The sequence below is a fragment of the Clavibacter vidaverae genome (assembly GCF_047529985.1).
GTDB lineage: Bacteria > Actinomycetota > Actinomycetes > Actinomycetales > Microbacteriaceae > Clavibacter > Clavibacter nebraskensis_A.
The window spans coordinates 1,466,804-1,490,795 of the sequence record NZ_JBLJAM010000001.1 but is presented as its reverse complement, the minus strand read 5'-3'; the positions used below and the strand labels follow the sequence as shown (position 1 = coordinate 1,490,795).

Annotated in this window: 24 protein-coding genes; 8 read left to right on the top strand and 16 right to left on the bottom strand. The window is 74.7% G+C overall.

What is annotated here, in order from left to right; all coding sequences use genetic code 11:
• Window positions 1-13: 13 nt before the first annotated feature.
• The 4 genes from ACMT9T_RS06810 to ACMT9T_RS06795 form a co-directional block, all read right to left on the bottom strand.
• Window positions 14-241, bottom strand: a complete 228-nt coding sequence (locus tag ACMT9T_RS06810) for a helix-turn-helix domain-containing protein (protein WP_414744831.1) — start codon at window positions 239-241, stop codon at window positions 14-16.
• The gene (locus ACMT9T_RS06805) at window positions 228-917 is read right to left on the bottom strand and encodes a hypothetical protein (protein WP_414744830.1); all 690 of its coding nucleotides are present in this window, start codon (window positions 915-917) and stop codon (window positions 228-230) included. The genes ACMT9T_RS06810 and ACMT9T_RS06805 overlap by 14 nt, the downstream gene beginning before the upstream one ends.
• A 66-nt stretch (window positions 918-983) precedes the next feature.
• Window positions 984-2,387: a sensor histidine kinase gene (locus ACMT9T_RS06800; protein ID WP_414744829.1), complete on the bottom strand. Its 1,404-nt coding sequence runs from the start codon at window positions 2,385-2,387 to the stop codon at window positions 984-986.
• A gap of 98 nt (window positions 2,388-2,485) precedes the next feature.
• Entirely contained in the window at window positions 2,486-3,154 is a 669-nt protein-coding gene (locus ACMT9T_RS06795) for a response regulator transcription factor (protein ID WP_414744828.1), read from the bottom strand.
• 148 nt (window positions 3,155-3,302) lie between these two features.
• Here ACMT9T_RS06795 and ACMT9T_RS06790 point away from each other — a divergent pair, with 148 nt between their 5' ends.
• Together ACMT9T_RS06790 and ACMT9T_RS06785 are read left to right on the top strand one after the other, a co-directional pair.
• Window positions 3,303-3,932, top strand: coding sequence for a hypothetical protein (locus ACMT9T_RS06790; protein WP_414744827.1), 630 nt, complete (start codon window positions 3,303-3,305; stop codon window positions 3,930-3,932).
• 70 nt (window positions 3,933-4,002) lie between these two features.
• Window positions 4,003-4,647, top strand: a complete 645-nt coding sequence (locus ACMT9T_RS06785) for a GNAT family N-acetyltransferase (RefSeq protein ID WP_414744826.1) — start codon at window positions 4,003-4,005, stop codon at window positions 4,645-4,647.
• A 14-nt stretch (window positions 4,648-4,661) separates the two neighbouring features.
• On the opposite strand, the gene ACMT9T_RS06780 is transcribed toward ACMT9T_RS06785, so the two are convergent.
• The gene (locus ACMT9T_RS06780; RefSeq protein ID WP_414744825.1) at window positions 4,662-5,027 is read right to left on the bottom strand and encodes a hypothetical protein; all 366 of its coding nucleotides are present in this window, start codon (window positions 5,025-5,027) and stop codon (window positions 4,662-4,664) included.
• Between the two features lie 379 nt (window positions 5,028-5,406).
• Window positions 5,407-5,862: a hypothetical protein gene (locus tag ACMT9T_RS06775; protein WP_414744824.1), complete on the bottom strand. Its 456-nt coding sequence runs from the start codon at window positions 5,860-5,862 to the stop codon at window positions 5,407-5,409.
• 238 nt (window positions 5,863-6,100) lie between these two features.
• On the opposite strand from ACMT9T_RS06775, the gene ACMT9T_RS06770 reads away from it, so the two are divergent.
• The 6 genes from ACMT9T_RS06770 (at window position 6,101) to ACMT9T_RS06745 (ending at window position 11,827) form a co-directional block, all read left to right on the top strand.
• Window positions 6,101-6,517: a VOC family protein gene (locus ACMT9T_RS06770; RefSeq protein ID WP_414744823.1), complete on the top strand. Its 417-nt coding sequence runs from the start codon at window positions 6,101-6,103 to the stop codon at window positions 6,515-6,517.
• Between the two features lie 92 nt (window positions 6,518-6,609).
• Complete coding sequence (locus ACMT9T_RS06765; RefSeq protein WP_414744822.1) at window positions 6,610-8,673, top strand: serine hydrolase domain-containing protein; 2,064 nt, start codon at window positions 6,610-6,612, stop codon at window positions 8,671-8,673.
• 41 nt (window positions 8,674-8,714) lie between these two features.
• Window positions 8,715-10,106, top strand: a complete 1,392-nt coding sequence (locus ACMT9T_RS06760) for a sensor histidine kinase (RefSeq protein WP_414744821.1) — start codon at window positions 8,715-8,717, stop codon at window positions 10,104-10,106.
• A complete protein-coding gene (locus tag ACMT9T_RS06755; protein ID WP_414744820.1) occupies window positions 10,103-10,792 on the top strand; it encodes a response regulator in 690 nt (229 codons plus the stop codon). The genes ACMT9T_RS06760 and ACMT9T_RS06755 overlap by 4 nt, the downstream gene beginning before the upstream one ends.
• A gap of 147 nt (window positions 10,793-10,939) precedes the next feature.
• Window positions 10,940-11,359 carry an organic hydroperoxide resistance protein gene (locus tag ACMT9T_RS06750; protein ID WP_053773723.1) on the top strand — a complete coding sequence of 140 codons (420 nt, stop codon included), beginning with the start codon at window positions 10,940-10,942 and terminating at the stop codon, window positions 11,357-11,359.
• A gap of 84 nt (window positions 11,360-11,443) precedes the next feature.
• A complete protein-coding gene (locus ACMT9T_RS06745) occupies window positions 11,444-11,827 on the top strand; it encodes a chorismate mutase (RefSeq protein WP_414744819.1) in 384 nt (127 codons plus the stop codon).
• Window positions 11,828-11,847: 20 nt separating this feature from the next.
• Here the strand turns inward: ACMT9T_RS06745 and ACMT9T_RS06740 are convergent, their stop codons facing one another.
• The 10 genes from ACMT9T_RS06740 to ACMT9T_RS06695 form a co-directional block, all read right to left on the bottom strand.
• On the bottom strand, window positions 11,848-12,831 hold the full coding sequence (locus ACMT9T_RS06740) for an ATP-grasp domain-containing protein (protein WP_414744818.1): 984 nt from the start codon (window positions 12,829-12,831) through the stop codon (window positions 11,848-11,850).
• A 52-nt stretch (window positions 12,832-12,883) separates the two neighbouring features.
• Entirely contained in the window at window positions 12,884-13,705 is an 822-nt protein-coding gene (locus ACMT9T_RS06735) for an endonuclease/exonuclease/phosphatase family protein (protein ID WP_414744817.1), read from the bottom strand.
• Between the two features lie 55 nt (window positions 13,706-13,760).
• Window positions 13,761-14,348 carry a YdcF family protein gene (locus ACMT9T_RS06730; protein WP_414744816.1) on the bottom strand — a complete coding sequence of 196 codons (588 nt, stop codon included), beginning with the start codon at window positions 14,346-14,348 and terminating at the stop codon, window positions 13,761-13,763.
• Window positions 14,349-14,509: 161 nt separating this feature from the next.
• Window positions 14,510-16,369 (bottom strand): DUF4012 domain-containing protein, encoded by a 1,860-nt coding sequence (locus tag ACMT9T_RS06725; protein ID WP_414744815.1) that lies wholly within the window; start codon window positions 16,367-16,369, stop codon window positions 14,510-14,512.
• Entirely contained in the window at window positions 16,366-18,048 is a 1,683-nt protein-coding gene (locus ACMT9T_RS06720; RefSeq protein ID WP_414744814.1) for an O-antigen polymerase, read from the bottom strand. Before ACMT9T_RS06720 ends, ACMT9T_RS06725 begins: the two co-directional genes overlap by 4 nt.
• Window positions 18,027-19,076 (bottom strand): polysaccharide pyruvyl transferase family protein, encoded by a 1,050-nt coding sequence (locus ACMT9T_RS06715; RefSeq protein ID WP_414744813.1) that lies wholly within the window; start codon window positions 19,074-19,076, stop codon window positions 18,027-18,029. The genes ACMT9T_RS06720 and ACMT9T_RS06715 overlap by 22 nt, the downstream gene beginning before the upstream one ends.
• A complete protein-coding gene (locus ACMT9T_RS06710; protein ID WP_414744812.1) occupies window positions 19,073-20,257 on the bottom strand; it encodes a polysaccharide transporter in 1,185 nt (394 codons plus the stop codon). The genes ACMT9T_RS06715 and ACMT9T_RS06710 overlap by 4 nt, the downstream gene beginning before the upstream one ends.
• Window positions 20,254-21,300 carry a glycosyltransferase family 4 protein gene (locus tag ACMT9T_RS06705; RefSeq protein ID WP_414744811.1) on the bottom strand — a complete coding sequence of 349 codons (1,047 nt, stop codon included), beginning with the start codon at window positions 21,298-21,300 and terminating at the stop codon, window positions 20,254-20,256. Before ACMT9T_RS06705 ends, ACMT9T_RS06710 begins: the two co-directional genes overlap by 4 nt.
• On the bottom strand, window positions 21,300-22,430 hold the full coding sequence (locus ACMT9T_RS06700) for a glycosyltransferase (RefSeq protein WP_414744810.1): 1,131 nt from the start codon (window positions 22,428-22,430) through the stop codon (window positions 21,300-21,302). Before ACMT9T_RS06700 ends, ACMT9T_RS06705 begins: the two co-directional genes overlap by 1 nt.
• Window positions 22,430-23,905: a sugar transferase gene (locus ACMT9T_RS06695; RefSeq protein ID WP_414744809.1), complete on the bottom strand. Its 1,476-nt coding sequence runs from the start codon at window positions 23,903-23,905 to the stop codon at window positions 22,430-22,432. The genes ACMT9T_RS06700 and ACMT9T_RS06695 overlap by 1 nt, the downstream gene beginning before the upstream one ends.
• Window positions 23,906-23,992: the final 87 nt, after the last annotated feature.

The window sequence follows — 23,992 nt, the reverse complement described above, 5'->3', positions numbered from 1 at the left end:
GCGCGACCGGGGATCAGGGAAGGGGCCGGATCGAGAACAGCTCCTGCGGCGTCGCGCCCGTCGCGTCGCAGATGAGGGTGAGGGTCGTGAAGCGGATGGCCTTGGCGCGGTCGTTCTTGAGGATCGAGAGGTTCGCCATCGTGATCCCCGTGCGCGCCGACAGCTCGGTGAGGGTCATGCCGCGCGCGGAGAGGACGGCGTCGAGGTGGCAGGCGATGCGGTGCGGATCAGACGACGCCATCGGCGTCCTCGGCGAGGCGGGCGCCCGCGCGGAACGCGGCCGTGAGCGCGAGGGCGACGAGGCCCGCGAGGAGGAGGTCGACGGGCCAGGTGACTGCTCGGCTGCTGATGGACGCGTAGTCGCCGCCGAGGAACGCCGAATTCTGGGGCTCGCCGGCGGAGAAGGTCCCCACCGCGCCGAAGAGGGCGCCGAACCCGAGGCCCGCCGAGAGGTAGGCGTGGGAGGCCAGATCCGCGATCCCCTGTGCCGCACCGCCCACGAGCAGGGTGATCGCGAGCCGCCGCCAGTTCGCGACGACGAACGCATGGAACGGCTCGCCCTGCGCGATGCCGCGGAGCGCGCGCAGCAGCCAGGCGATCGCGAGGACGGCGGTCACGCCGTGGACCAGGGACGGCAGCGCCCCGAGGATCCGCAGCAGGAGGTCGGCGTCGGCGAGGGCACCGGTGGCGCCCGCGGCGGGTTCGGCGTCGGCGAGCTGCGGGAGATCGGCGAGGGGGAGGCGCGGATCGCCCTCGCCGACGAGGACGAGGTAGCGACCCGTGATCGTGGTCAGGGTGCGGCTCGCGTCGGCCAGCACCGTCCACGTCATCACGAGCAGCAGCACGAAGCGCGTGATTCGCAGCACCCACGGCCGCTCGCGCACCGGTCGGCTCTCGATGATCCCCGTGCTCGCCATGACGTCCCCTTATCGATGCTCGATGTTATCGACAACCAACACCATCGCCGGCGTCCGCGCAAGGACTCAGCTCGCGGGATCCACCGGCAGCGTCAGCCGGAAGCGCGCGCCGACGCCCGGCGCGGCGGGGAGGCACACGAGGTCGCCGCCCTGGGCGCGGGCGAGCGCGCGGGCGATGGAGAGGCCGAGGCCGGCGCCGCCGTGCTGACGGTCGCGGCCGGCGTCGAGGCGGACGAGGCGGTCGAAGATCCGCTCGCGGTCGGCGTCGGGGACGCCCGGGCCGTCGTCGGCCACCGTGATCCGCACGGTGCCGGCGTCGCCCGGCTCGGCCTCCACCCGCACCTCGGACGCGGCGTAGCGGGCGGCGTTCTGCAGGAGGTTGTCGAGGACCTGCGCGAGCCGGTCGGGATCCGCCCGCACGGCCGGGGGAGCGCCGCGCACGTCGGCGACGACGCGCGTGCCCGGCGTCCGCGCCCGCTGCTGGGCGACCGCCGCCTCGACCACGGGCGGCACGCGCACCGGCCGGCCCTCGACCGACAGCCCCTCGTCGAGCCGCGCCATCGTGAGCATGTCGTCGACCAGGCGGCCCGCGCGGATCGCCTCGCGCACCACGTGCACGGAGAGGCGCTCGCGCTCCTCGGCGCCCGGATCCGCGCGGACCAGCGCGTCGGCGGAGGCGCGGATCCCGGCGACGGGCGTCCGCAGCTCGTGGGCGGCGTCGGCCACGAAGGCGCGCATGCGGGCCTCGGCGGCGAGCGCCTGCCGCTCGGCGTGCTCGATGTCGTCGAGCATCTCGTCGAAGGCGACGGCGGTGCGGCCGAGCTCGGTGGTCGGGCGCGTGGGGCGGAGGCGCCGGCCGCGGTCGCCCCGGCCGATGGAGCGCGCGACGCCCGTCATGTCCTCGAGCGGCCGGAGCGTGCGGCGCACGACGAGCACGAGGGCCGCGGCCGCGAGCACGAGGAAGGCGAGCGAGGCGACCGCGAGGATCCCGCGGAGGGAGGCGAGCGTGTCGTCCACGGATCCGGTGCCCGCCGAGAGCGCCAGCACGGTGCCGTCGCTGAGGTCGGAGCGGAGCGTGATCCCGTCGGCCGACGAGCTGACGGAGCTCGACGTGACGGTCACGGCCTCGGCGCGCGCGGCGGGAGGGGCCGGCGGGGCGGGGGCCTCGGGCGCGGGGGTGGTCGACGGCGCGTCGCCGAGCGGGTCCGGGGCGGGCAGGGTGCCGCCGAGCGGATCCCGCCCGGGTCGCGCCGAGACCTCGCCGCCGTCGGGGCTCGTGATCTCCACGGCCACGCCCTGCGCGCTGAGCCGCTGGGCGAGCGCGTCGTCGTCGAGCACGCCCACGAGCGCAGCGGCGGCGGACGCCCGGTCGGCGAGCCGGTCCTGGATCTGCTGCCGCAGCTGCGCCCCGAGGATCGCCTGCACCGTGAGCGACAGCGCCACGAGCAGCACGGCGAGGAGCGCGAGCACGGCGAGGACCGTGCGGGTGCGGAGGGAAGCGGTGCGCAGGGGCGCGTCAGGCGCGGGTGCGCGATCGCGTCCCGCACCTCGCGCGCGGGCGAGCGCCCTCACGCCTCCACCCGGTATCCCAGCCCGCGGACCGTGTGCAGGAGCCGCGGCCCGCGCGCTTCCATCTTCTTGCGCAGCGCGCTGATGTGGACCTCGACGAGGTTCGGGTCGGCGTCGTCGTAGCCCCACACCTGCGTGAGCAGCTGCGTCTTCGAGAGCGTGCGGCCGCGGTGCGCGGCGAGGTAGGCGAGGAGCTGGAACTCGATGGACGTGAGGTCGAGCACCTCGCCACCGCGGCGCGCGAGACCCGAGTCGGGATCCACCAGCAGGTCGCCGATCTCGACCACGCTCGCGAGCCTCCCGCGCCGCCGGAGCACCGCGCCCACCCGCGCCACGAGCTCCGCGAGCGCGAACGGCTTGACGATGTAGTCGTCGACGCCCTGGCCGAAGCCGCGCAGGCGGTCCTCGACGGCGTCGCGGGCCGTGAGCATGATGACGCTCGCGTCGCTCCACCGGCGGATCCCCTCGGCCAGCCGGATGCCGCTCGGCCCGGGGAGCATCCAGTCGAGCACCACGAGGTCGGGCAGGAACGTCCGGACCTCGTCCTCGAGCTCGACGCCGGACGCGAGGCCGCGCACGACGAACCGCTCGGCGGTGAGGGTGGAGACGACGGCGGCGCGGATGGCCTCGTCGTCCTCGACCACGAGGACGCGCGCGGGAGGGAGCATGTGCCGACTGTAGGAGGCGCGGATGGGCGGTCCCGGCCAGGTGCCCGGCCGGGGCGCGGAACTTAAGCAGGACTTCAGATCCGGTGCCGAGCCTGGATCCATCGACCGACGGCGCACCCGGCGCCGCGGCGGACACGGAAGGACCACCATGGACGACACCATCACCGTCTTCGAGCGCCAGCCCGGTGAGCGGGCGCCGGCCCCGGCCCCGCGGAAGCGCCGCACCGGCATGGCCGTCGGCATCGCCGGCGCGTCCCTCGGCCTCGTCGCGCTGTTCTCCTCTGCGGCGTACGCCGACGGGAACGGCGGCGACACGTCGGGCCAGGGGGGATCCGCGTCCTCGAGCGGATCCACCGCCACCTGCCCCGCGCCGCCCGCGCTGCCGGACGGATCCACGCCGCCCGCGCTCCCGACGCCGCCCACGAACGCGGACGGGTCCACGGCCACCGTGCCCGCGCCGCCCACGAACGCCGACGGGACCCCGGCCACGCCGCCCGCGCCGCCGACGCCGCCCACGGACGCGGACGGATCCACGGCCACCGTGCCCGCGCCGCCGCCGACGCCCACGAACGCGGACGGCACCCCGGCTACCCCGCCGACCCCGCCCGCGGACGGCTGCGCGCCTCCCGCCCCGCCGGTCGGCGCCGACGGCACGGCGCCCACGCCGCCGACCCCGCCCGTCGGCCCCGGCACGCGGGGCGGCGCCACCGCTCCCGCCGCCCCGCAGCAGTCCGGCGACGCGCCCGCCACGACGCCCGCGCCCACGGCCGGCAGCTGACCGGATCCACGGCCCGGCCGGGGCCCGCGACTCCCGCGGGTCCCGGCCGCCTCTCTGCCAGGCTGGCCGGGTGACCGCAACCGTCCCCGCGCCCCGGCCGCTCGTCGGCACCCACGTCCGGCTCGACCCGCTCACGCCCGACCACGTCCCCGCGCTGCACGCCGTGATCGGGCACCCCGCCGTCTTCGCGGGCGGCTTCGGCGGCGGCGCGGCCGGCCTGCCCGCCGATGCCCGGGCGTTCGAGGAGTGGGCCCGCGGCTACTTCCGCTGGGACGACCTGCCGTACGCCGTGATCCTCGTCGGCGGCCCGCACGACGGCGAGCTCGTCGGCACCTCGAGCCTCACCGAGCTCGACGTCCGCCGCGAGCGCGTGCACCTCGGCTGGACCGCGTACGACCCGCGCGTCTGGGGCTCGGTCGTGAACGCGGAGGCCAAGCGCCTCCTCCTCGGCCTCGCATTCGACTCCGGCTTCGGCCGCGTCAAGCTGCAGGCCGACGCGCGCAACGCGCACTCCCGCGCCGCGATCCTCAAGCTCGGCGCCACCTTCGAGGGCGTCTGCCGGCGGGACCAGCTGCGGGCCGACGGCACCTGGCGCGACGCCGCCATCCACTCGATCCTCGCCGACGAGTGGCCGGCCGTCCGCGCGGGGCTCGACGCCCGCATCGCCGCGCAGGAGGGCCGGCCGGTCCTCTTCCGCACTCCGCCCGCCGGCTGAGGCGCCCGCGCGGGTCAGTCGGCGTAGGGGTCCAGCTCGTCGCCGTCGGCGGGGTAGTGGAACTGCAGGCCGACGGCGTCGATGGTGCCGGTCCAGACCATGTCGGACCCGATGCGGTGGAGCGGCGGCGCCGTGGAGTCGATCGTGTCGGCGAGGCCGAGGCCGGCGATCCAGTCCTCGATGATCTCCCGCCGGGCCGCGCGCGAGTAGGCGTCGGCGCTGCCGATGAAGTGCACGAAGTCGGCGTCGCCGAGCTGCCAGGCCAGCGGGCGGAGGCCGCGCTGCTGCCCCTCCTCGTTCCAGGCGACGGCGACCATCAGCTCGATGTCCTCGCGGCTCATCGCGCGCCGGCCGAGCGGGAGGTGCGCGTCCGCGGTCATGGGTGTCGTCTCGGTCGTGGTTCGGCGGCTGGTCGGTCACGTGCGCGGGCGGATCCGGCGAGGAGATGTGCAGATGCGGACGGCTCACCGAGCCCGAGCCCGGCGAGCGCGCGACCGCGTGCCGGGCCCTGCTCCCAGGCGCCCCCGTATGGGTCGGGCTCCTGGTGTGATCGCGACAGCACCGCCGGCATGACGCGATCCACCGGTGCGCACGACGTCCCCATCGCCGGGTGACCGATCGGGACTGGGGCGAACGTAACGCGTCCGGCACACCCGCGCCACTGCGCCCGCGATTCGGGGGCGCGGTGGCATCAGGACCCGCGGGCAGGCCGGACGGCCGTCCCGCGGGGGACGGCGATGGGCTCGGAGATCGGGGGGACTAGGGCGTCAGCCGGGGCGCGGCGGCCGCCCGGGATCCGTCGGCGGCATCCGCGTCGTCCCCCGTGCGGATCCCCGCGAGGCACAGCGAGTGCACGTGCAGCCGCGCGCCGGTCGGCCCCTCGGCCACGCGGATGACGCCGGGGCCGCGACGCATGTCGACGTCGACCGTGAGCGTGCGCCGGGTCGCGCCCCGCGGCAGCGGCGGGTAGTGCACCGTGCGGGTCTGCCCGCGGTCGAGGGCGAAGCCGAGGGCCAGCGGGGTGGACGCGCAGTGGTCGTAGGTGACGGAGACGGTGTGGGGGCCGGCCTGGTCGGCGACGACGGCGAAGTCCAGGTAGCTGCGGCTGCCGGGCTCGGCGTCGTCGGGCGGGGTGGTCGCGGCGTGGACGCGCGAGGCGTCGCCGGCGGGGTAGGAGCGGACGTGGGGGATGGAGTGCCTCCGGGAGGTGCACATCGGTGTGACGGGACGCAGCGTCGGGGCGCGGCCGGGAAGCCGTGCCCGGTCCTGCGCGCGGCGCGTCGGGCCGGAAGGGCGGCGGCGCGTGCATCGGGGGACGAGCTCGCGCACGTGACGGGGGATGTCGGGTCGGCGCGTCGTTCGGCCCCGGCGATGCGGGGCGACGGGCTCACCCTACGTCGTCCGCGGGCGCGGCGCTCGCCCCCGAACGGCCGTCGCCCGTACCGTGGGCGGCATGGCGGACGGCGATCGAGGCAGGGGCCCCGCCCGCGGATCCCTCCACCACGTCGAGCTGCAGGTGCACGACCTCGACGCGGCGCTCGCCTCCTGGGGCTGGATCCTCGGCGAGCTCGGCTACGCGGAGGACGCCCGCTGGTCCGACGGCGCGAGCCTCCGCCTCGGGGACGCGTACCTGGTGATCGCCCGCGCCCCGCGCGACCTCCCGCACGACCGACGCGGCGCCGGCCTCAGCCACCTCGCGTTCCCCGCCGGATCCGCCGCGGAGGTCGAGCGGCTGTGGGCGGAGGCCCCGGATCACGGCTGGTCGCGCCTCTACGCCGACCGCCACCCCTTCGCCGGCGGACCCGACCACCACGCCGCGTTCCTCGAGGACGGCGAGCGGTTCAAGGTCGAGCTCGTCGCCGACGCCTGACCCCGGTCGACGCCCGCCTGCGACTCGAGTCGCAACCGAGGTGCCGACTCCCGCGCCCTGTGCCCGCGGCGCGCAGCCGGGAGCGTGGAGGCATGGACACGACACCCCGCTCCACCTCCACCCCCCGCCGGCGGCCGCGCCGCCGCACCGCCTCGATCCTCGGCGCGCTCGCGCTCGCCGTCGCCATCCCGCTCGCCGCGGGGGCCGCCACCGCCGCGACCCCGACGGATCCGCCGCCGCCCGCCCCGCCGCAGCACCAGAAGGGCGGCCACGACCTCACGCGCACCGACGTCGACGCGTGGCTCGACGGCGCGGTCGGCTCCGCCCTGCAGACCACCGGGATCCCCGGCGCCGCCGTCTCGGTCGTCGCCGACGGCCAGGTGCTCACCACGCGCGGCTACGGCCTCGCCGACACCGGCACCGAGGGGAGCCCCGCCCGCCCGGTGGATCCCGACGAGACGCTCTTCCGCGTCGGCTCCGTCTCGAAGGTGGTCTCCGCCACCGCGGTCATGCAGCTCGTCGAGGAGGGCCGGCTCGACCTCGACGCCGACGTGCAGGAGTACCTCGACTTCGACCTCGGCACCCCGAAGGGCCCCGTCACCCTCCGCCACCTGCTCACGCACACGGCCGGGTTCGAGGAGGTCATCACGGGCCTCATCGGCGTGGCCGGCAGCGAGCGCGACCTCGGGGACGTGATGCGCACGGATCCGCCGGAGCAGGTCTTCGCGCCCGGCACCACCCCCGCCTACTCGAACTACGGCGCCAGCCTCGCCGGCTACGTCGCCGAGCGCGTCGCGGGCAAGTCGTTCGTCGACCTCGTGCAGCAGGAGGTGCTCGACCGCGCGAGGATGACCTCGTCGTCCTTCGCGCAGCCGCTCCCCGCCGACCTCGACGCGCGCCTCGCCAAGGGCTACCCCGACGACACGCAGCCGGCGTACCCGACGGAGGTCGTGAACGCGGCGCCCGCCGGCGCGCTCTCGGCCACCGCGTCCGACATGGCCCGCTTCATGCTCGGCCACCTCGGCGACCTGCCCGACGACCAGGCGCTGCTGGATCCCGCCACCCTCGACGAGATGCACCGCCCGGCCCTCGGCGCCGACCAGCTGGGCACGCTCGCCGCCGGCCAGCGCATGGACCTCGCCTTCTTCGACGACAGCACGCCCGGCGTCCCCGCGTTCGGCCACGACGGCGACACCAACGTCTTCCACACGGCGATGCGCATGTTCCCGGAGAGCGACGCCGGCATCTTCGTGACCTTCAACGGCAACGGCCGCGACGCCGTCGACACCCTCGAGCTGCGGACGACCGTGCTCCAGGGCTTCGCCGACCGGTACCTGCGCCCCGCGGACGCCGGCACCGCATCCGCCGCCCCCGTGGGCGATCCCGAGGCCGCCGCCGATCTCGCCGGCACCTGGCTCTCGTCCCGCTCGCCGTTCTCCAACCCGGGCGCGCTGCTGAACCTCAGCGGCCAGACCGAGATCGTGCCCCGCGCCGACGGCACCATCGCCATCACCCCGAAGCCGCTCGGCGTCACGACGGGCGTGTACGAGAGGGCCGGCGACGACCTCTGGCGCGAGGTCGGCGGCGACGCCGTGATCGCGACGCGCGCCTCCGCCGACGGCGGGCCGGTCGACGCGATCGCGTGGGGCGCGTCCTTCACGCTCCTCCGCGCGGAGCCGTGGCAGGTCGCCGGGACGGCGATCCCGGGCCTGCTGGCCGCCGTGGCCGTGCTCCTCGTCTCGGTCGTGGTCTGGCCGGTCACCGCGATCGCGGGCTTCGGCCGCCGTCGTCGCGCCACCCGCGCCGACGCCGCCGACGACGCCGTGGCGACGCCGCGCCCCCGCCGCAGCCGCACGCTCCTCCTGTCCCGCATCGGGCAGGCGGTGACGCTCGTGGCGCTCCTCGGCTGGTCGGTCGCGGCCGTGCAGGCGCTCTCCTTCGTCGACGTCGGCGCGGGCACGATGCGCACCCTCCAGGCGATGCAGGTGGTCGGCGTCCTCGCCGTGATCCCCGCCGCGCTCGCCGTCTGGCAGGCCGTCCGCACGCGGCGCGGGCTGTGGATCGTCGTGGGCCGCGCGCTCGTGCTCCTCGCGCTGATCGGCGTCGCGGCCTTCGCGATCGGCTTCCGCCTGCTCGCGCCGAGCGTGAGCTACTGATGCGGGGCCGGGACGGGCGTGACGCCTGCCATGCTCGGAGCGTGACCGATCCGATGCCCGCGCCCGCCGCGGTCGACGGCGCGCCCGTCCCGCCCCGCCGTCCCGCGGCAGGCCGGCCCGGCGTCGCCCTCGGCGACCGGGCCCGGCGCGGCCTCGAGCGGCTCGGGATCCGCACCGACGACGGACGCGACGCGGCCGCCGCGGTCGCCTGGGCGGTCATGACGGTGCTGCTCCTCGGCGTCCTCGCCGCGCTCGTCTGGGCGGACGGCACCCTGCGCACCATGTCCCCGGCGCAGGGCGCGGTCATCGCGGCGATCGCCCTCGTGCAGTGCGCGCCCCTCGCGGCCCGGCGACGCCGCCCGCGGACGACGCTCCTGGCGGTGTCGGCCCTCCAGGCCGTCCTGATCGCGGTGCTCCCGCCGGAGTTCGGGTTCTGGGCCGCGGCGCCCGTCGTCGCGGCGTACACGGTCGGGGCGGTGCTCCCGGCCGGATCCGCGGTGCGCGTCGTCGCGGCGGCCGTCGGCATCGAGGCGGTCGGCGCCGTCCTCGCCGCCACCGGCCACGTCCGCGCGCTGCTCGTGCCCGACTCCGTCGACGTCCGCCTCGGCGTCGACACGGTCGTCTCGGCGACCTCGATCCTCGTCAGCGGGATCCTCATCGCCGTCGCGAGCGCCGCCGTCGGCTCCTGGGTCGCCCTCCGCCGCCGCCACGACCGCGACACGCTGGCCCGCGCGGCGGAGTCGATCGAGCACCAGGCCGCGCTCACCCGCGCCGCGGTCTCGGCCGAGCGCACCCGCATGGCCCGCGAGCTGCACGACGTGGCCGCGCACCACCTCACGGCCCTCGTCGTGCAGGCGGGCGCGGCCGAGCGGCTCGTGGACCTCGATCCCGACCGCGCCAAGGACTCCCTCCGCGGGATCCGGGTGCAGGGCCGCGAGACCCTCGATGCGCTGCGCTCCATCGTCGGGATCCTGCGCCAGACCGACGACGGCCCCACCGGCGGCGCGGGCGGCGGCACCGACCCGGTCCCCGGCCTGGCCGACGTCGGCGGCCTCGTCGACGCGGCGCGGGCCTCCGGCACCGATGTCGAGGAGCGCACCGCGGGGGACCTCCCCGCGCTCGCCCCGCTCGCCGACGTCACCGCGTACCGCACCGTGCAGGAGTCCCTCGCGAACGCGCGCCGCCACGCGCCCGGATCCGCCGTCACGCTCACCCTGGACGCCCGTCCGACGCGCCTCGCCCTCGAGATCGAGAACCGGCTCCCCGCCGTCGCGTCCGCGGCCTCGCCCGGCTACGGGCTCGTCGGCATGCGCGAGCGGGCCGCGCTCGTCGGCGGCCGCCTGGAGGCGGGCCCGACCGGATCCGGCACCTGGCGCGTGCGCCTCGAGCTCCCGGTGGAGCCGGTCGCCGCGGACCGGGCGGGCGACGCGTGATCCGCGTGGTGCTGGTCGACGACCAGTCGATCGTCCGCGCCGGCTTCCGCGTCGTGCTGGAGACGGCGGGCGGGATCGAGGTGGTCGGCGAGGCAGCGGGCGGACGCGAGGCCGTCGCGCTCGTCGACCGCCTCGCGCCCGACGTCGTCGTGATGGACGTGCGCATGCCGGGCGGCGACGGCATCGAGGCGACCCGCGCGATCACCGGGGCGGACGCCGATGCCGACCCCGCCCCGGGCCGCGCGCCCCTCGACGACCGGCAGGGCCCCGCCGTCCTCGTCGCCACGACCTTCGACCTCGACGAGTACGTCTTCGGCGCGCTCGAGGCCGGCGCCCGCGGCTTCGTCCTCAAGGACGCCGAGCCCGACGAGTTCATCGCGGCCGTCCGCGCGCTCGCCGCCGGGCAGGCCGCCCTCGACGGCGTGACCACGCGCCGCGTCATGGCCGAGTTCACGCGCCGCCGCGCCGCCAGCGCCGTGCACCCGGGCGCGGACGTGCTCACGCCGCGCGAGCAGGACATCGTGCGGCTCCTCGGCGACGGCCTCTCCAACGACGAGATCGGCGGCCGGCTCGTGATCGAGACGAGCACCGTGAAGTCGCACCTCACCCGCATCATGACCAAGCTCGGCACGCGCGACCGCCTGCAGACGGTGGTCTGGGGCTACCGCTCGGGCCTCCTGCCCTGACCGGATCCGCCCCGGCACGCCGCTCGACGACGCGCCCGGGAGGCCGCCCGCCCCATCGCTCGCGTTCGCCCGCGGTCCACCGTCCGTGCGGCGAACGTGCACGGCGAGCGGCGCGCGCTCCCAGCTCCGTCGTGGTCTGATGGATCCATGGAATCCATCTACACCGCTATCGCGCACGCCTCCGGCGGAGGACGCGACGGACACGTCCGCAGCGAGGACGACCGCATCGACTTCGACACCCGTCCCCCCAAGGAGATGGGCGGCTCGGGCGAGGGCACGAACCCGGAGCAGCTCTTCGCCGCCGGGTACAGCGCCTGCTTCCTCGGCGCCACCCACCTCGTCGGCAAGAACGCCGGCGTCGACACGAAGGACGCCGAGGTCTCGGCCAGCGTCTCCATCGGCGACAACGGCCAGGGCGGCTTCGGCCTCGCGGTCGAGCTCGACGTCTACCTCCCCAACGTCGCCCCCGAGCGCCGCCAGGAGATCGCGGACGCGGCCCACCAGGTCTGCCCGTACTCCAACGCCACGCGCGGCAACATCGAGGTCACGATCTCCATCGTCGACTGACGCGCCAGCACGACCCGCGAGGTGGGCGTCCCCGATGGGGACGCCCGCCTCCGTCGTCCAGGCCCGCATCGGTAGGGTCGTGCCATGCCTGAGAACACCGGCCCCGCAGGGGCTCCCCTCGACGACGACGCCCGAGCCGCCCTCGAGGAGCTGGGGGAGATCCGCGGCAGCATCGACAACATCGACGCCGCGCTCGTCCACCTGCTGGCCGAGCGGTTCAAGTTCACGCAGTCGGTCGGCCGCCTGAAGGCCGCGCACGGGCTGCCGGCGGCGGATCCCGAGCGCGAGCGCCGCCAGATCCTCCGCCTCCGCGCGCTGGCCGAGGAGTCGCGGCTCGACCCGGCCTTCGCGGAGAAGTTCCTGAACTTCATCGTCGCGGAGGTCATCCACCACCACACGCAGATCGCCGAGGACCAGGGCGCGGCCACCTCCGCGGTGGCGCCCGAGGACGGCGGCCCGACGGACTGAGGCCGCCGGACGCCCGGGGCTCAGCCCTCCGGGTAGGCCTCCCGCAGCACGCGCTCCAGCAGCTCCGCCACCGCGCCCGGGCCCGAGGCGGGAGCGACCGCCTCGACGCCCGCGTTGTAGTTGGTGTTCGTGTTCACGTCGTAGGTCACGAGCCGGCCGTCGGCGGTCTCGATGAACTCGATCCCGGCCACCTCGATCCCGAGGCCCGCGAGGAACGCGACGTAGCGCTCCACGAGCGGGTGCTCCGCGGTGATGTCCTCCCGCAGCGAGAAGATCGTGTCACCGGGCTGCTGCGCGATGGTCGCGCCGGGCGGCATCACGAGCGCGCCCGTGGTCGGGTCGATGGCGCAGGCGTCGGCCGGGCACAGCTGGTACCCGCCGCGCGCCGTGTCCGCCTGGATCGCGTAGACGAAGCGCCCGCCCACGATCTCGACGCGCGTCACCCGCGGCGTCGCCGCCTCCAGGAACTCCTGCAGCAGCGTGATCCCGTCCTGCGGCTCCTCGAAGTCCGGCCCCTCCACGTAGGCGGCCAGCTCCTCGACGCTGTCGAACCTCCGGACGCCGAGCCCCTTGCCGCCCTGGTTGTGCTTGGTGATGAACGGCGTCGGCAGGCCGCGCGCCGCCTCGACGATGCGGTGGCTGCCGATCACGGCGCGCGTCCGCGGCACCTCGATGCCGGCGGCGCGGAGGGCCGTGAGCTGGTCGACCTTGCTCACCTCGAGCTCGATCGTGCGGCGCCCGTTGACCGTGCGGCGGCCGTGCGCCTCCAGCCAGCTCATGAGCGCGCGCGTGTAGTCCTTGGAGAGCGCGTGGTCGCGCGTGTGGGCCGAGGCGCTGATCCTCGACCAGAAGATCCCCTCGGGCGGCGCCTCGTCGATCTCGAGCACGCCGTCGGTGAGGAGCCACTCCTCGTACGGCACGCCGCGCGCGTCGAGCGCCTCGGCGAACGGCCCGAACCACTCGGGGTTCTCGTGGATGGCGAATACCTTCGGTGCGGTGGTCATCCACCCAGGCTACGAGGCCCGCCGGCCGCGGCAGGACGCGTGACGGCTCGCGTCAGCCGAGCCGCACGAGCGCCTGCACCGGCAGGTGGTCGCTCATCATGCGGCCCCGCCAGGCGAAGTCGTTGATCGCGGCGGCGCGGACGTCCACCCGCTCGCTCACGAGGATCCAGTCGATGCGCGGGGCGTCGACGACCGGCGGCCGGTAGTCGGGGAACGTGCCGAACGCGGGCGTGGCCTGCCGCGCGGTGTCGAGCCAGGAGTCGCGGAGCCCGGCGCGGCGGGTGAGCACGTCGTAGGGGAACGAGTCGACGGGCGCGTTGAAGTCGCCCATGAGCACGAGAGGCAGGCCCGCGAAGCGCGTGCGCACGAGCTCGGCGATGGCCTCGGCGGCGCGGTCGCGTGCCTCGGCGACGTCGTGGTCGAGGTGCGTGTCGAGCACCACGAACGGGGTGCCGGTGGCCTCGTCCTGGAAGCGGGCCCAGGTGAGGATCCGCGGCATGGGGTTGCCCCACGTCATGCTGCCGATCACGTCCGGGGTGTCCGAGAGCCACATCACGTCGTGCTCGAGGAGGGTGAGGCGGGAGGCCTGGTAGAAGATCGCGCCGTGCTCGCCGTGGCTGCCGCCCTCGCGGCCCTGCCCGACCATGCGGTACGAGGGCGGGAGCGCCTTCTCGATCGCCTGTACCTGCGGCCACAGCGCCTCCTGCACGCCGAGCACCGTGGGCCGCTCCTGCTGCAGGAAGCGCGTGAGCACCTCCTGGCGCTCGGGCCAGTGGTCGGCCTCGCCGGCGCGCGTGCCGTGCCACGGCATGCGGACGTTGAGGGAGATGAGGTGGAGGTCGTCGCCGGTCGTCGGGCCGATCGCGAGGGTCATGCCGTCCATTCAACCCCGCCCGGCTGACCGGACGGGCCGCGACGCGACGATCGGGTCAGCAGCCGGGCGTGACGAGGGCCTTGACGAAGGCGCCGGTCTGGTACGTGTACTGCGAGATCCACTGGCGGAGGCCGAAGTCGACCGGGTCCTCGACCACCATGAGGTCGCCGTCGAAGCAGCGGTCGAAGATCAGCTGCGTGCGGGTCACGTGCGGGGTCCAGGTGATGACGATGGCGCTCGTCCACCCGTTCTCCTCGGACTTCTCCTTGAGGTAGCGCGCCTCGCCCTGCGTCGTGAACGGCGACGGGGTGTCGCACGTCACGGGGTAGGGGAACTCGCCCTTGCACGCCGCGAGCTCGCCGGCCGACTGCGGGCCGGTGGACGGCACGGAGAAGACGACCGTGTCGGAGTAGCCCTCGTCCACGAGCTTCGCCGCGAGGTCGCGGCGCGTGGGGTTGGGCGGGCCGATGACGTAGATCACGTCGGCCTTGTCCGGCTGGCTCGCCGGCGGGAGGACGAAGAGCGGGATGCCCGCGAGCAGCCACGCGAGCAGCAGCACGAACAGCGCCAGGAGAGTGCGGAGGATCCATCGGCGGACGCGTCCCGCCCGGCGGGGCGGGGTGGTGGCGGTGCTGGGTGTCAACGTGTGCTCTCGGCGTGGAGGATCCGCGGGGGGCGGTGTGCGGGCAGGCGGGCGGGTGGTCCCGGCGGCTCGTCGAGCCTAGGGGGAGCCGATGGCGGTCGCTAAGCCCCCATCCGGGGAGGGAGCGGTCGGGAGGCGTCGTCGGGGCGCGGTGCGGCGGGTCAGCCGCCCGTGGTGCAGGGGACCTGCGTGATCTCGGACTCGAGGGGCCGCACGAGCGGCGTGTGCCGCACCTCGAGCGGTCCGGCGTCGTCCGACGCGGGCATCGTGAAGGTCACGTCGACGGTCTTCGTGTCCTGCGGCGCGAGCTCGGTGCGGATGCGGATCATGCCGCGCCCCATGTCGGTGCCGCGCGCCTCCTCGGTGGTGAGGTCGGCCTGCGTCGACCAGCCCGTGACGGTGGACCCGACGGGCCCGTACACGAGGAGGTCGTCGAACTGGCGGCCCTTGGCCTGGCCGTCGAGGCCCGTGACGTAGCGCGGCAGGGTCTTCGCGGCGTCGGGCGGCGCGATGCTCGTCATGTCGACGGACACCGTGTACGTGGTGGTGTCGCCGCAGGTCTCCGCCTGGATCCGGGAGCCGGAGCGCAGGTAGTAGCTCATCTTGGATCCGGAGCCGATGTCGTTGAAGAACAGGCCGATGGCCGTCTGGTCGGCGTTGTCGTCCGGCAGCGCGCCGCTCAGCGGCCCGCCCTCGATGAGCGCCTGCTCCTCGGGCACGGTGCTCCACATGAGCAGGCGCCGCTCGTCGATCGCCCGGTCGAGCGCGGTGACCAGCGGCACGACGGGCGGGGTGTCGGTGACGAGCTTCGCGAAGATCGTGCTGGCGGCGCTCGCGAAGTAGCGGTCCTGCGCGAGGTAGTCCGGGTACTGGCCGTAGACCGCGCCGAGGAGCGTGGGCACCGCGTTCTCGGCGTTCAGCTCGTCGCCCGTGGCCAGCGTGATGGGGCCGGTCGCCTCGAGCAGGTAGCTGAGCGCGATGGGGTCGAACGACAGGACGCCGTCGACGCGGCCGCCCACGTAGCGCTCCCAGTACGCCTTCGCGAGGGCGCCCGAGGTGGGGAAGTCGGGGAACATCGTGATGTTCTGCTCGAACCGGTCCGCTCGCGGCTCGACGAGGCGCACGGTCTCGTCGGGGATGGAGCCCTGGCGCACGTTCCGCGGGAAGTCGTTGCTCGACGCCTGCTTCGCGATCCGCACGGTGCCGTCCTCGACGGTCAGCAGCACGAGCGCGGCCGGGTTGCCGCCCGTGGAGCGCACCTCCGCGTTGTTCTGGAACATGAGCAGGTAGTTGCGGGCCCCCTCCGCGCCGAGCAGGTCGGGGAGGATCCCCGTGACCTCGCGGAACGTGCCCGCGGTCTCCTCGGTGCTCGTGAGCGTGTCGTCCATGAGGTCGACGTCGTTCGCGACCTGCGCCCACAGGGCGTCGCGGTCGATGGTGTCGAGCTGGGCGCGCGCGCCGGCGAGGCCGTCGCTCGCGGTGTCGACGGTCTGGCCGAGGGAGCGGATCCCGTCGACGTCGATGCGGCCGAGCACGGGCGTGAACGCGGAGAGCGAGACCTCGGTGGCGGGCGTGACGACGTCGGTGGCGAGCCGGTCGCTGGTGGCGGCGAGCACGCGGGCGGCGTGGAGGTTCGGGCCGACCGCGGGGATCCACTCGTAGGCCGCGAGGACGCCGTCGTCCGCGGCCTCGGCGGCCTTCGCGGTGTGGTCGCGGAGCTCGGCGGCGCCGGTCTTGGCGGTGTCGACGTCGCCGGCGAGCAGCGCGGTCTGCACCCGGTCGGAGAGCGGGAGCGCCTCGCGGAGCTCCGACTGCACGGTGTCGACGCGCGGCAGGATCAGCGCGGCGGAGACCGCGGTGCCGATCACGGCGAGGCCGACGACGCCCACGGGGATCCACAATCGCTTGCGCTTCCACAGGGGGCGGCGGGTGCGGGAGGCGTCGCGGCGGCCGCGAGCGTCCCGGTCGCGATCGCCGTCCGGGCCGTCGGCCGGGGGCAGGATGTCGTCGATGCCGCTCATCGCTCGGGGCTCCAGTTCCCGGCCGGCCGTCCGGCGGGGAACGCCCGACCGTTGCCGATCGCGGGACGCGCGTCGTCGGCGGTGCCGGCGGCGGCCCCCACGAGCGCCTGCTCGCGCACGGCGGCGGAGGCGGTCTCGTCGGGCAGGGGCTCGGGCGCGCTGAGCGGGCCGGTGACCTGCTTGCGGGTGGAGGAGATCCAGAAGAACAGCACGAGGATCACGAGCGACGCGATGCTCGTCGACATGCCCTGGTACGCGTCGCCGCGGATGAGGGAGAAGAGGTACGGCGTGACGACGACCGCGATGGCCGCGCCGAGGAGGCCGCGGCGGCGCATGCGGGCGCGGATGAACAGGCCCGCGACCAGGCCGAGGAGCGCGCCGACGGCGACGACCCCGGGGATGCCGAAGTTCGAGAAGGCCTCGCCGATGGCCGAGAGGCTCGTCTCGACGCGGTTGACGCCGTAGAAGCGGGGCACGTACGTGGACGTGAACCACGTGTTGCCGCCGCCGAACGGCTTGTCCTCCCAGAGCCCGCGGGGCACGAACCACGCGGGCACCGCGGCGTACGTGGCGCCCCACTGGTAGACGAAGTCGGGCAGCGCCGCGACCTCGTTGAGGCGGATGAGCACGTCGAACGGCCGCGTCTCGATGCCGCTGGTGAGGCGGTCGAGGAGGACGCCGATCGGGTCCTGCGTGAGGCGGTCGAGCGAGCGGCCGTTGTCGAACGTGGACTCGCGGATGACGATCGAGTAGACCATCGCGACCACGGCCGTGACGCCGCCGATGAGGGCGATCGTGCGGAAGCGGAACGGCTTCGGGCCGATCTGCTTGAGGATCAGGAACGGCAGGAACACGCCGATGATCAGCGGGCCGCGGCCGCCGGCCGACCCGGCGCACACCACGAGCACCACGACGGCGACGAGGTTGACCCAGTTCCAGCCCTCGAGGCCCTTCTGGCGGCGGGCCAGCACGTTGTAGACGATCGCGATCTGCACGGGGATGTAGGAGAGGCCGATGAACGACTTGCCGGAGAGGAAGTCGCTCCGGTTGGCGAGACCCGTCGTGTACGCCTGGATGCCGCCGGAGGAGAGCACCAGGTACACGAGGAGGCCGAGGGCCACGACCGAGGAGATGACCACGAGCGCCTGCGACACCGACGTGTTGAAGACGCGCTGCCAGCGCACCTGCGTGTCCGGGTCGACGACCGCGGGGCCGCCGGCGAGCGCGTTCTGCTCGAGGGCCTTCGCGTCCTCGCCGCCGCGGGCGACCCGGCGCGCCTCGCGGGCCACCTGGTAGTAGTACACGACGAAGAACGCGGAGAAGAAGATCAGCGCCTCGATGAGGGCGGTGCTCGCCGCGAGCTGCAGCGTGGGGGAGAAGAAGCGCGTGTCGGCGATGGCGCCGGGGCTCGTCTCCATGCTGTTCGCGACCGTGAGCGGGCGCAGCACGAACAGGAGCAGCCCCGTGAAGGCGACGATGCCGCCCGGGGTGATCGGGTCCCCGTTGGAGACGGTCTCCTTCACGAGCACGCCGACCAGCAGGATCGCCAGCACCGCGATCATGAACGGGTAGGACAGCTCGTTGCCGAGGAGGGCCACGCCGCCGAGCACGGCGAGGATGGTGAGCGCCACGGCGGCCGCGAAGACCGCCGGGGTCGCTAGGCGGAACGTCGGACCCATGTGGTCATCTCCTCGAAAGCCGCGTCCAGGCGGGCGGTGGCGGCGACGAGAGCCGCCGCGGTGGTGGATGCGGCGCCGGGATCGGCGGGCCCGGCGACGGCGGTGCGGACCGCCCGGTCGACGGACGGCTCCGTGCGCGTCCCGAACTCCGTGACGAACGCCCCGACCTTGGTGGCGCCGCCGACCGCGACCACGGGCGTCCTCAGCATCGTACCCAGGTACATGGCGTGCATGCGAGAGGCGACGACGACCTCGCGGTCCGCCATGAGCTCGGCCGCGCGGCGCCATCCGTGGTCGCCGGGCTCGGTTCGGAACCGGGCGCGGACCTCGGGGTGCAGCGCGCCGACGTCGGAGTCGTCGCCCTGGTCCATCGAGACGAAGACGACCTCGCCGAAGCGCTCCTCGAGCGCCTCGACGTCCGCGAGCGTGGCCTGCGGGGAGTGCTTGGCGTTCAGCGCCACGACGGCGCCGCGGCGGCGGTCGGCGGGCGCGGCGAGCCGGTCGAGCTCGGGGGCCGCGAACAGGCTGACGTCGGCGGCGACCTCGACCGGGAGCTTCGAGTAGCCGGCGGAGCGGCCCGCGGAGGCGGGGTCGCGGGTCCAGACGCGGGCGCCGTCGAGGCCCGCGCGGAGGGCGAGGCGCGCGCGGCGGCGGGTGACGGGATCCGCGCCCACGCCGAACACCGCGAGCGGCGTGCGGCTGGTGCGCGCGATGAGGCCCGTGACCGCCATCAGCCGCGGCAGGCCCGCGAACGGGCGGCCCGGCTGGTCGTCGGCGAGGAGCGTGCCGCCGCCCACGACGACCGCGTCGACCTGGCGCACGAGGTCCGCGAGGCCGCGCACGCCGCCGACCCGGGCGCGCTCCTCGGTGGAGTCGAGCCGGGCGGTCTGCCCGAAGTCGGCGACCACGGTCTCGTGGCCGGCCCGGCGGAGCCGCTCCGAGAGCGCGTCGGTGAGGAAGGCGTCGCCGAGGTTCTGCGGGTGGCCGGACGCGAGGGTGCGGTCGGCGGAGACGATGAGGATCCTCATGCGTCCTCCTTCCTGACGTTGCGGGTGCGGATGAGGAGCACGGCGATCGCGGCGCTCAGGACGAGCTCGGCGGCGAGCGTGACGCCGGCGAGGAGGACGGTGCCCGCGGTGAGGCAGGCGATCAGCGTGAGGGCCACGGCGACGACGCCCGTGACGACGGTGGCGGTGAGCCGCACGCGCACGAGGCCGGAGCCCATCGCGTACGCCATGAGCGCGTAGTTGCCGAACTTGGGGGCGACCGAGAGCAGGATCACGAGGAACACGACCTGGTCGAACGCGTCGCCGCCGAACACCCGGGCAACCGGCTCGCGGAGGAGAGCCAGGATCCCGGCCAGCACGAGGCCGCCGAGCGCGAACCGCCACCAGTAGGCGCGGGCCGCACGGCCGGCGGTGCGGATGCGCGGGATCAGCTGCTGCGAGAGCGTCGCGGGCAGCACTTCGAGCGGCTGCACCACGCGGTAGGCGAGCGCGAGCGGCGTGACGGCGTCGACCCCGAGGATCGCCGTGCCGAGCACGAGCGGCGCCTGCGAGTAGAGCGCGCTGAGCGATCCCGACAGGCCGAACTCGAGGATCTGCGGGAACACGCGCACGGGCTGGTCGCCCGTGGTCGGGAGGCCGCGGCGGACGGCGATCCACGTGCCCGCGGTGACGACGAGCGAGACGACCGGGAACGCCAGCAGCACGAGGGCCTCGGGCACGAGCGCCGCGATGGCGAGCGGCACGGCCTTCAGCACCACGAGCGCGAGGTCGGGGAAGGCGTAGGAGGCGTCGCGGCGGCCGACGAGCAGCGGAGCGCGGATCGTGCGGGTGAGCGAGTCGAGCACCTGGCTGACGCCGAGCGCGACGAGCAGCAGCACGGCCTCGCCCGGGATCGCGGACGCGGCGGCGACGGTGAGCACCACGGCGATCGCCGCGCCCAGCGACCCGAGGCCCGCGTGGAACGCGACGGCCCGCGCGTGCACGCCGCGGGTGAGGCGCGTGCGCGGCAGCGACAGCAGGAAGTTGGCGGCGCCGGAGTCGGTGATGATCGCGAACGAGCTGAGCAGCGCGAACCCCGTCACGAGCGCGTTCTGCGCCGACCCCTCCGACACGCGCGTGAGGACCACGAGCAGCACCAGCTGGAGCACGCGCGTGAGCCCTGCCGCGCCCGTGGGGAGCAGCAGTCCGAGACGACGGATCATCGGGCGCCGATGCTCTGGTAGGCGTCGTGCACGGTCTGCGCGGAGGTGCGCCAGTCGAAGCGGCGGGTGACGGCGCGGCGGATGCGCTCGGCCTCCTCGTCGCCGAGCGGGTCGGCGGCGGCGAGACCGGCGAGCGCCTCGGTGATGGCGGAGGTGTCGGCGGGGGAGAAGTAGGTCGCGTCGTCCCCGCAGATCCAGTGGAAGACGGGGATGTCGGACACGGCGAGGCGCGCGCCCGCGACCATCGCCTCCACGAGCGGCAGGCCGAAGCCCTCCGCGAGGCTCGGGAACACGACGCCGCGGGAGGCCGAGTAGAGCACGGCGAGCTCGTCGTCGCTCACGTAGCCGGCCAGCTTGATGTCGTCGGACTCGGCCATGTCGACGTCGCCGAACACGGCGCTCTTCGCGCCCACGAGCACGAGCGGCGCCGCGGCGCGCGTCTCCTCGGGCAGGGCGAGGTAGGCCTCGGTGAGGCGCTTCAGGTTCTTGCGCGGATCCATGCTGCCGACCGCGAGCAGGTACCCGCCGTCGGTCACGCCGTGCTTGTCGAGCACGCGCGCCCGCTCCTCGGCGCCGCGCGGCTCGCCGAAGACGGGGCTCGGCGCGTTGGGCGCGACCACGACGGGCGCGCTGGAGAGGCCGAGCTCGCGCACCTGCTCGGCGACGGGCTCGCTCACGGTCACGATGACGCGCGCGTCGCGCAGGTTCGCCTTGAGCAGCGGCACGTGGGTGACGACGTACTCGCGGCTGTACCACTCGGGGTTCGTGAGCACGAAGAGGTCGTGCACGACCACGATGTGGCGACGGTGGACGAGGGGCGCGCGGCTCGTGAGCGACAGGAGGACGTCCTGGCGGGTGATCCACGGCAGCGTCGTCTGCACCCAGAGCCAGCTGCGGGCGCCCGACGACGCGATGCGCTCGGAGGGCGTGGCGCGCGTGACGCCCTGCTTGCCCTCGAGCGCGCGGGCGATCTCGGTCGCGTAGCGCTGCTGGCCGGTCACCCGCTGCCCCGCGTAGGCCTCGTTGACGACGAGCCGGCGCATCAGGCGGCCACCCCGTCGAGGCGCGATCCGTCGTGGCGGACCCACGAGGCGACGCGGCGCTCGAACACGGCCGCGTCGAAGTCGGCGGAGCGGCGGACGCTCGCGGCGGGATCCAGCGACGCGGCGCGCGCCACCGCGTCGGCGAGGCCGGCGCCCTCCCAGTCGTGCACGTGCACGCCGGTGACGCCGTCGACGACGCTCTCGGTCGCGCCGCCCACGTCGCTCACGAGCACGCGCGCGCCCGCGGCCATGGCCTCGACGGGCATGATCCCGAAGTCCTCGACGGCGGGGAACACGTACGCGAGCGAGCGCTGGTACAGCGTGTAGAGGAGCGCGTCCGAGGGGCGCGGGATGATCGTGACCGGCACGCGCGCGGCGGCGGCCTGCGCCTGCAGCTCGTCGGCGAGCGGGCCGGATCCGGCGAGCACGACGGGCACGTCGGCGGCCTCGCCCGCGCGGATCGCGAGGTCGAGGCGCTTGTACGGCACGAAGCGGCTGGCGCCGAGGAGGAAGCGGTCGGGCAGCGACGCGGCCAGGGCGGCGTCGGATCCGGTGAGCGCGTCCTCCCACGAGGCGGTGGCGCGGATGGCGGTGGCGTCGACCGGCGGGTGGATGACCTCGGCGTCGACGTCCCAGGCGGTGCGGATCCGGTCCTGCACGAACGCGCTGTTCGCCGCGTACGACGCCCGCGAGGCCTGCGCGCGCCGGCGGTCGAGCGCGCGCAGCGGGGGAGCGGCGGCCTTCACGAGCGGGTTGGCGCCGCGCTGGTCGAGGTCGGGGGTCCAGAGGTAGCGCGCGGGGCTGTGCACGTAGACGTGGCGGCGGGTGCCGTGGTCGCCGTGGCCGAGGTGGTGCGCGAAGAGGTGCGAGCTCGCGAGGGTCCACTCGTACGCGTCGAGGTCGAGCGAGCTCCACGTGAGCGGCATGAACGGCAGCGCGAGGGGCTTCTTCCGCCGCAGCGGCGTGCGGGCGATCCAGCTCTCCCGCACGGGGCGGTCGCCGAAGCGGCCCGGGTCGTCGTTCCAGAGCGTGAAGAGGTCGGCGTCGGGGAAGGCGTGCGCGAAGGCGTCGAAGACCTTCTCGGATCCGCCCGACTTCTCGATCCACTCCTGGACCACCAGCCCGCCCATCAGACGGCCCCGTCCGCGCCGAAGACGGCCTTGAACGTGCGCGCCAGGATGATGATGTCGCCGGTGAGCGACCAGTTCTCCACGTAGTAGAGGTCGAGGCGGATGGCGTCCTCCCACGAGAGCGACGACCGGCCGGACACCTGCCAGAGGCCCGACATGCCGGGCTTGATGAGCAGGCGGCGGCGCGCCGCGCTGTCGTAGAGCGCCACCTCGCCCTCGCGCTGCGGGCGCGGGCCGATGAGGCTCATGGATCCCAGCAGCACGTTGAGGAACTGCGGCAGCTCGTCGAGCGAGTAGCGGCGGAGGACGCCGCCCACCTTCGTGATGCGCGGGTCGTCGGTCACCTTGAACAGCGGGGTGTCGGCCGTGCCCTGCTGCTCCAGCAGCGCGAACAGCTCGGCATCGGCGTTCATGCGCATCGAGCGGAACTTCAGCATGTGGAACGGCTCGCCGTTCAGGCCGATGCGCTCCTGCTTGTAGAAGACGTCGCCCTTGCTCGTGGCCTTGATGAGGATCGCGAGGAGGAGGAACACCGGGCTCAGCACGATGAGCGTGATCCCGGAGACGACGATGTCGAACAGGCGCTTGGAGAGGAGCTTCCGGCCCTCGAAGCGCGGCGTCTCCACGTGGATGAGAGGGAGGCCGGCGACCGGGCGCGTGTGGATGCGCGGGCCGCCGATGTCGGTGAGGCCGGGCGCCATGACGAGGTGGTGGCGGCCGGGCTCGAGCGACCAGCTGAGCTCGCGGATCCGCTCGGGCGGCAGCTCGTCGCTGGAGGTGAGCACGAGGGTGTCGGCGCCGAGGCGCTCCAGCTCGACGAGCACGTCGTCGGCGTTCCCGACCACGGGCACGTCGAGGCCGGGCAGGCGCGACGGCCGGGCGTCGCCCGTGAGGCACGCGCCCACCACGCGGTAGCCGGCCTTGGGGGCGCGGGCGAGCGTCGTGGCGGTGTGGGTGGTGCTCTCCAGGGAACCGACCAGGAGGATCAGCGACGAGAACTCACCGCGGCGGCGCTGGGCAGAGAGCCACACGCGCCAGAGCGCGCGCGACAGGAGCAGGAGCACCAGGCCGAGCGGCAGGCCCGTGACGATGTAGCCGCGCGCCAGGTCGATCTTCACGAGGAACGCGACGATGGCGATGATCCCGAAGAGCCGCAGCGTCGCGTCGGCGACCTGCTTGTACTCCTGCGTGCCCGTGCCGACGATGCGGTAGTCCCGCGTGCTGTAGACGGTGAGCACGAACAGCCACGCGAGGATCAGCACGACGGAGACCATCGTGTAGGTCACCGCGACGCCGCGCGCGTTGCCGCCGAGGTCCACCGTGCCGGCCGTCGTCCCGAACCACAGGAACTGCACGCCGAAGGTCGTGAGCACGATGACGATCGCGTCGCTCAGCGCGAGGCGCCGGGCGTAGACGACCCGCCAGCGCGACCCCTCCTGGGCCTCGTCCGTGCGTCGTGTCTGGTGCGTGTCCACTGGTCCCCCGGGGCAGGCGGCTCCTGATCGGGGCCGGCGGTGTCTGGATGGAGCGGGTTGCGCTCGCGTGTGCGGTGGTGCTGGTCG

Excerpts from the sequence above, each read along its gene's own strand:
- ACMT9T_RS06775 (WP_414744824.1), bottom strand. The coding sequence starts at position 5,862 with ATGTGCACCTCCCGGAGGCACTCCATCCCCCACGTCCGCTCCTACCCC.
- ACMT9T_RS06745 (WP_414744819.1), top strand. The coding sequence starts at position 11,444 with ATGCCTGAGAACACCGGCCCCGCAGGGGCTCCCCTCGACGACGACGCC.
- ACMT9T_RS06765 (WP_414744822.1), top strand. The coding sequence starts at position 6,610 with ATGGACACGACACCCCGCTCCACCTCCACCCCCCGCCGGCGGCCGCGC.
- ACMT9T_RS06700 (WP_414744810.1), bottom strand. The coding sequence starts at position 22,430 with ATGGGCGGGCTGGTGGTCCAGGAGTGGATCGAGAAGTCGGGCGGATCC.
- ACMT9T_RS06705 (WP_414744811.1), bottom strand. The coding sequence starts at position 21,300 with ATGCGCCGGCTCGTCGTCAACGAGGCCTACGCGGGGCAGCGGGTGACC.
- ACMT9T_RS06795 (WP_414744828.1), bottom strand. The coding sequence starts at position 3,154 with ATGCTCCCTCCCGCGCGCGTCCTCGTGGTCGAGGACGACGAGGCCATC.
- ACMT9T_RS06790 (WP_414744827.1), top strand. The coding sequence starts at position 3,303 with ATGGACGACACCATCACCGTCTTCGAGCGCCAGCCCGGTGAGCGGGCG.
- ACMT9T_RS06740 (WP_414744818.1), bottom strand. The coding sequence starts at position 12,831 with ATGACCACCGCACCGAAGGTATTCGCCATCCACGAGAACCCCGAGTGG.
- ACMT9T_RS06750 (WP_053773723.1), top strand. The coding sequence starts at position 10,940 with ATGGAATCCATCTACACCGCTATCGCGCACGCCTCCGGCGGAGGACGC.
- ACMT9T_RS06770 (WP_414744823.1), top strand. The coding sequence starts at position 6,101 with ATGGCGGACGGCGATCGAGGCAGGGGCCCCGCCCGCGGATCCCTCCAC.
- ACMT9T_RS06780 (WP_414744825.1), bottom strand. The coding sequence starts at position 5,027 with ATGACCGCGGACGCGCACCTCCCGCTCGGCCGGCGCGCGATGAGCCGC.
- ACMT9T_RS06715 (WP_414744813.1), bottom strand. The coding sequence starts at position 19,076 with ATGAGGATCCTCATCGTCTCCGCCGACCGCACCCTCGCGTCCGGCCAC.
- ACMT9T_RS06810 (WP_414744831.1), bottom strand. The coding sequence starts at position 241 with ATGGCGTCGTCTGATCCGCACCGCATCGCCTGCCACCTCGACGCCGTC.
- ACMT9T_RS06735 (WP_414744817.1), bottom strand. The coding sequence starts at position 13,705 with ATGACCCTCGCGATCGGCCCGACGACCGGCGACGACCTCCACCTCATC.
- ACMT9T_RS06725 (WP_414744815.1), bottom strand. The coding sequence starts at position 16,369 with ATGAGCGGCATCGACGACATCCTGCCCCCGGCCGACGGCCCGGACGGC.
- ACMT9T_RS06710 (WP_414744812.1), bottom strand. The coding sequence starts at position 20,257 with ATGATCCGTCGTCTCGGACTGCTGCTCCCCACGGGCGCGGCAGGGCTC.
- ACMT9T_RS06720 (WP_414744814.1), bottom strand. The coding sequence starts at position 18,048 with ATGGGTCCGACGTTCCGCCTAGCGACCCCGGCGGTCTTCGCGGCCGCC.
- ACMT9T_RS06805 (WP_414744830.1), bottom strand. The coding sequence starts at position 917 with ATGGCGAGCACGGGGATCATCGAGAGCCGACCGGTGCGCGAGCGGCCG.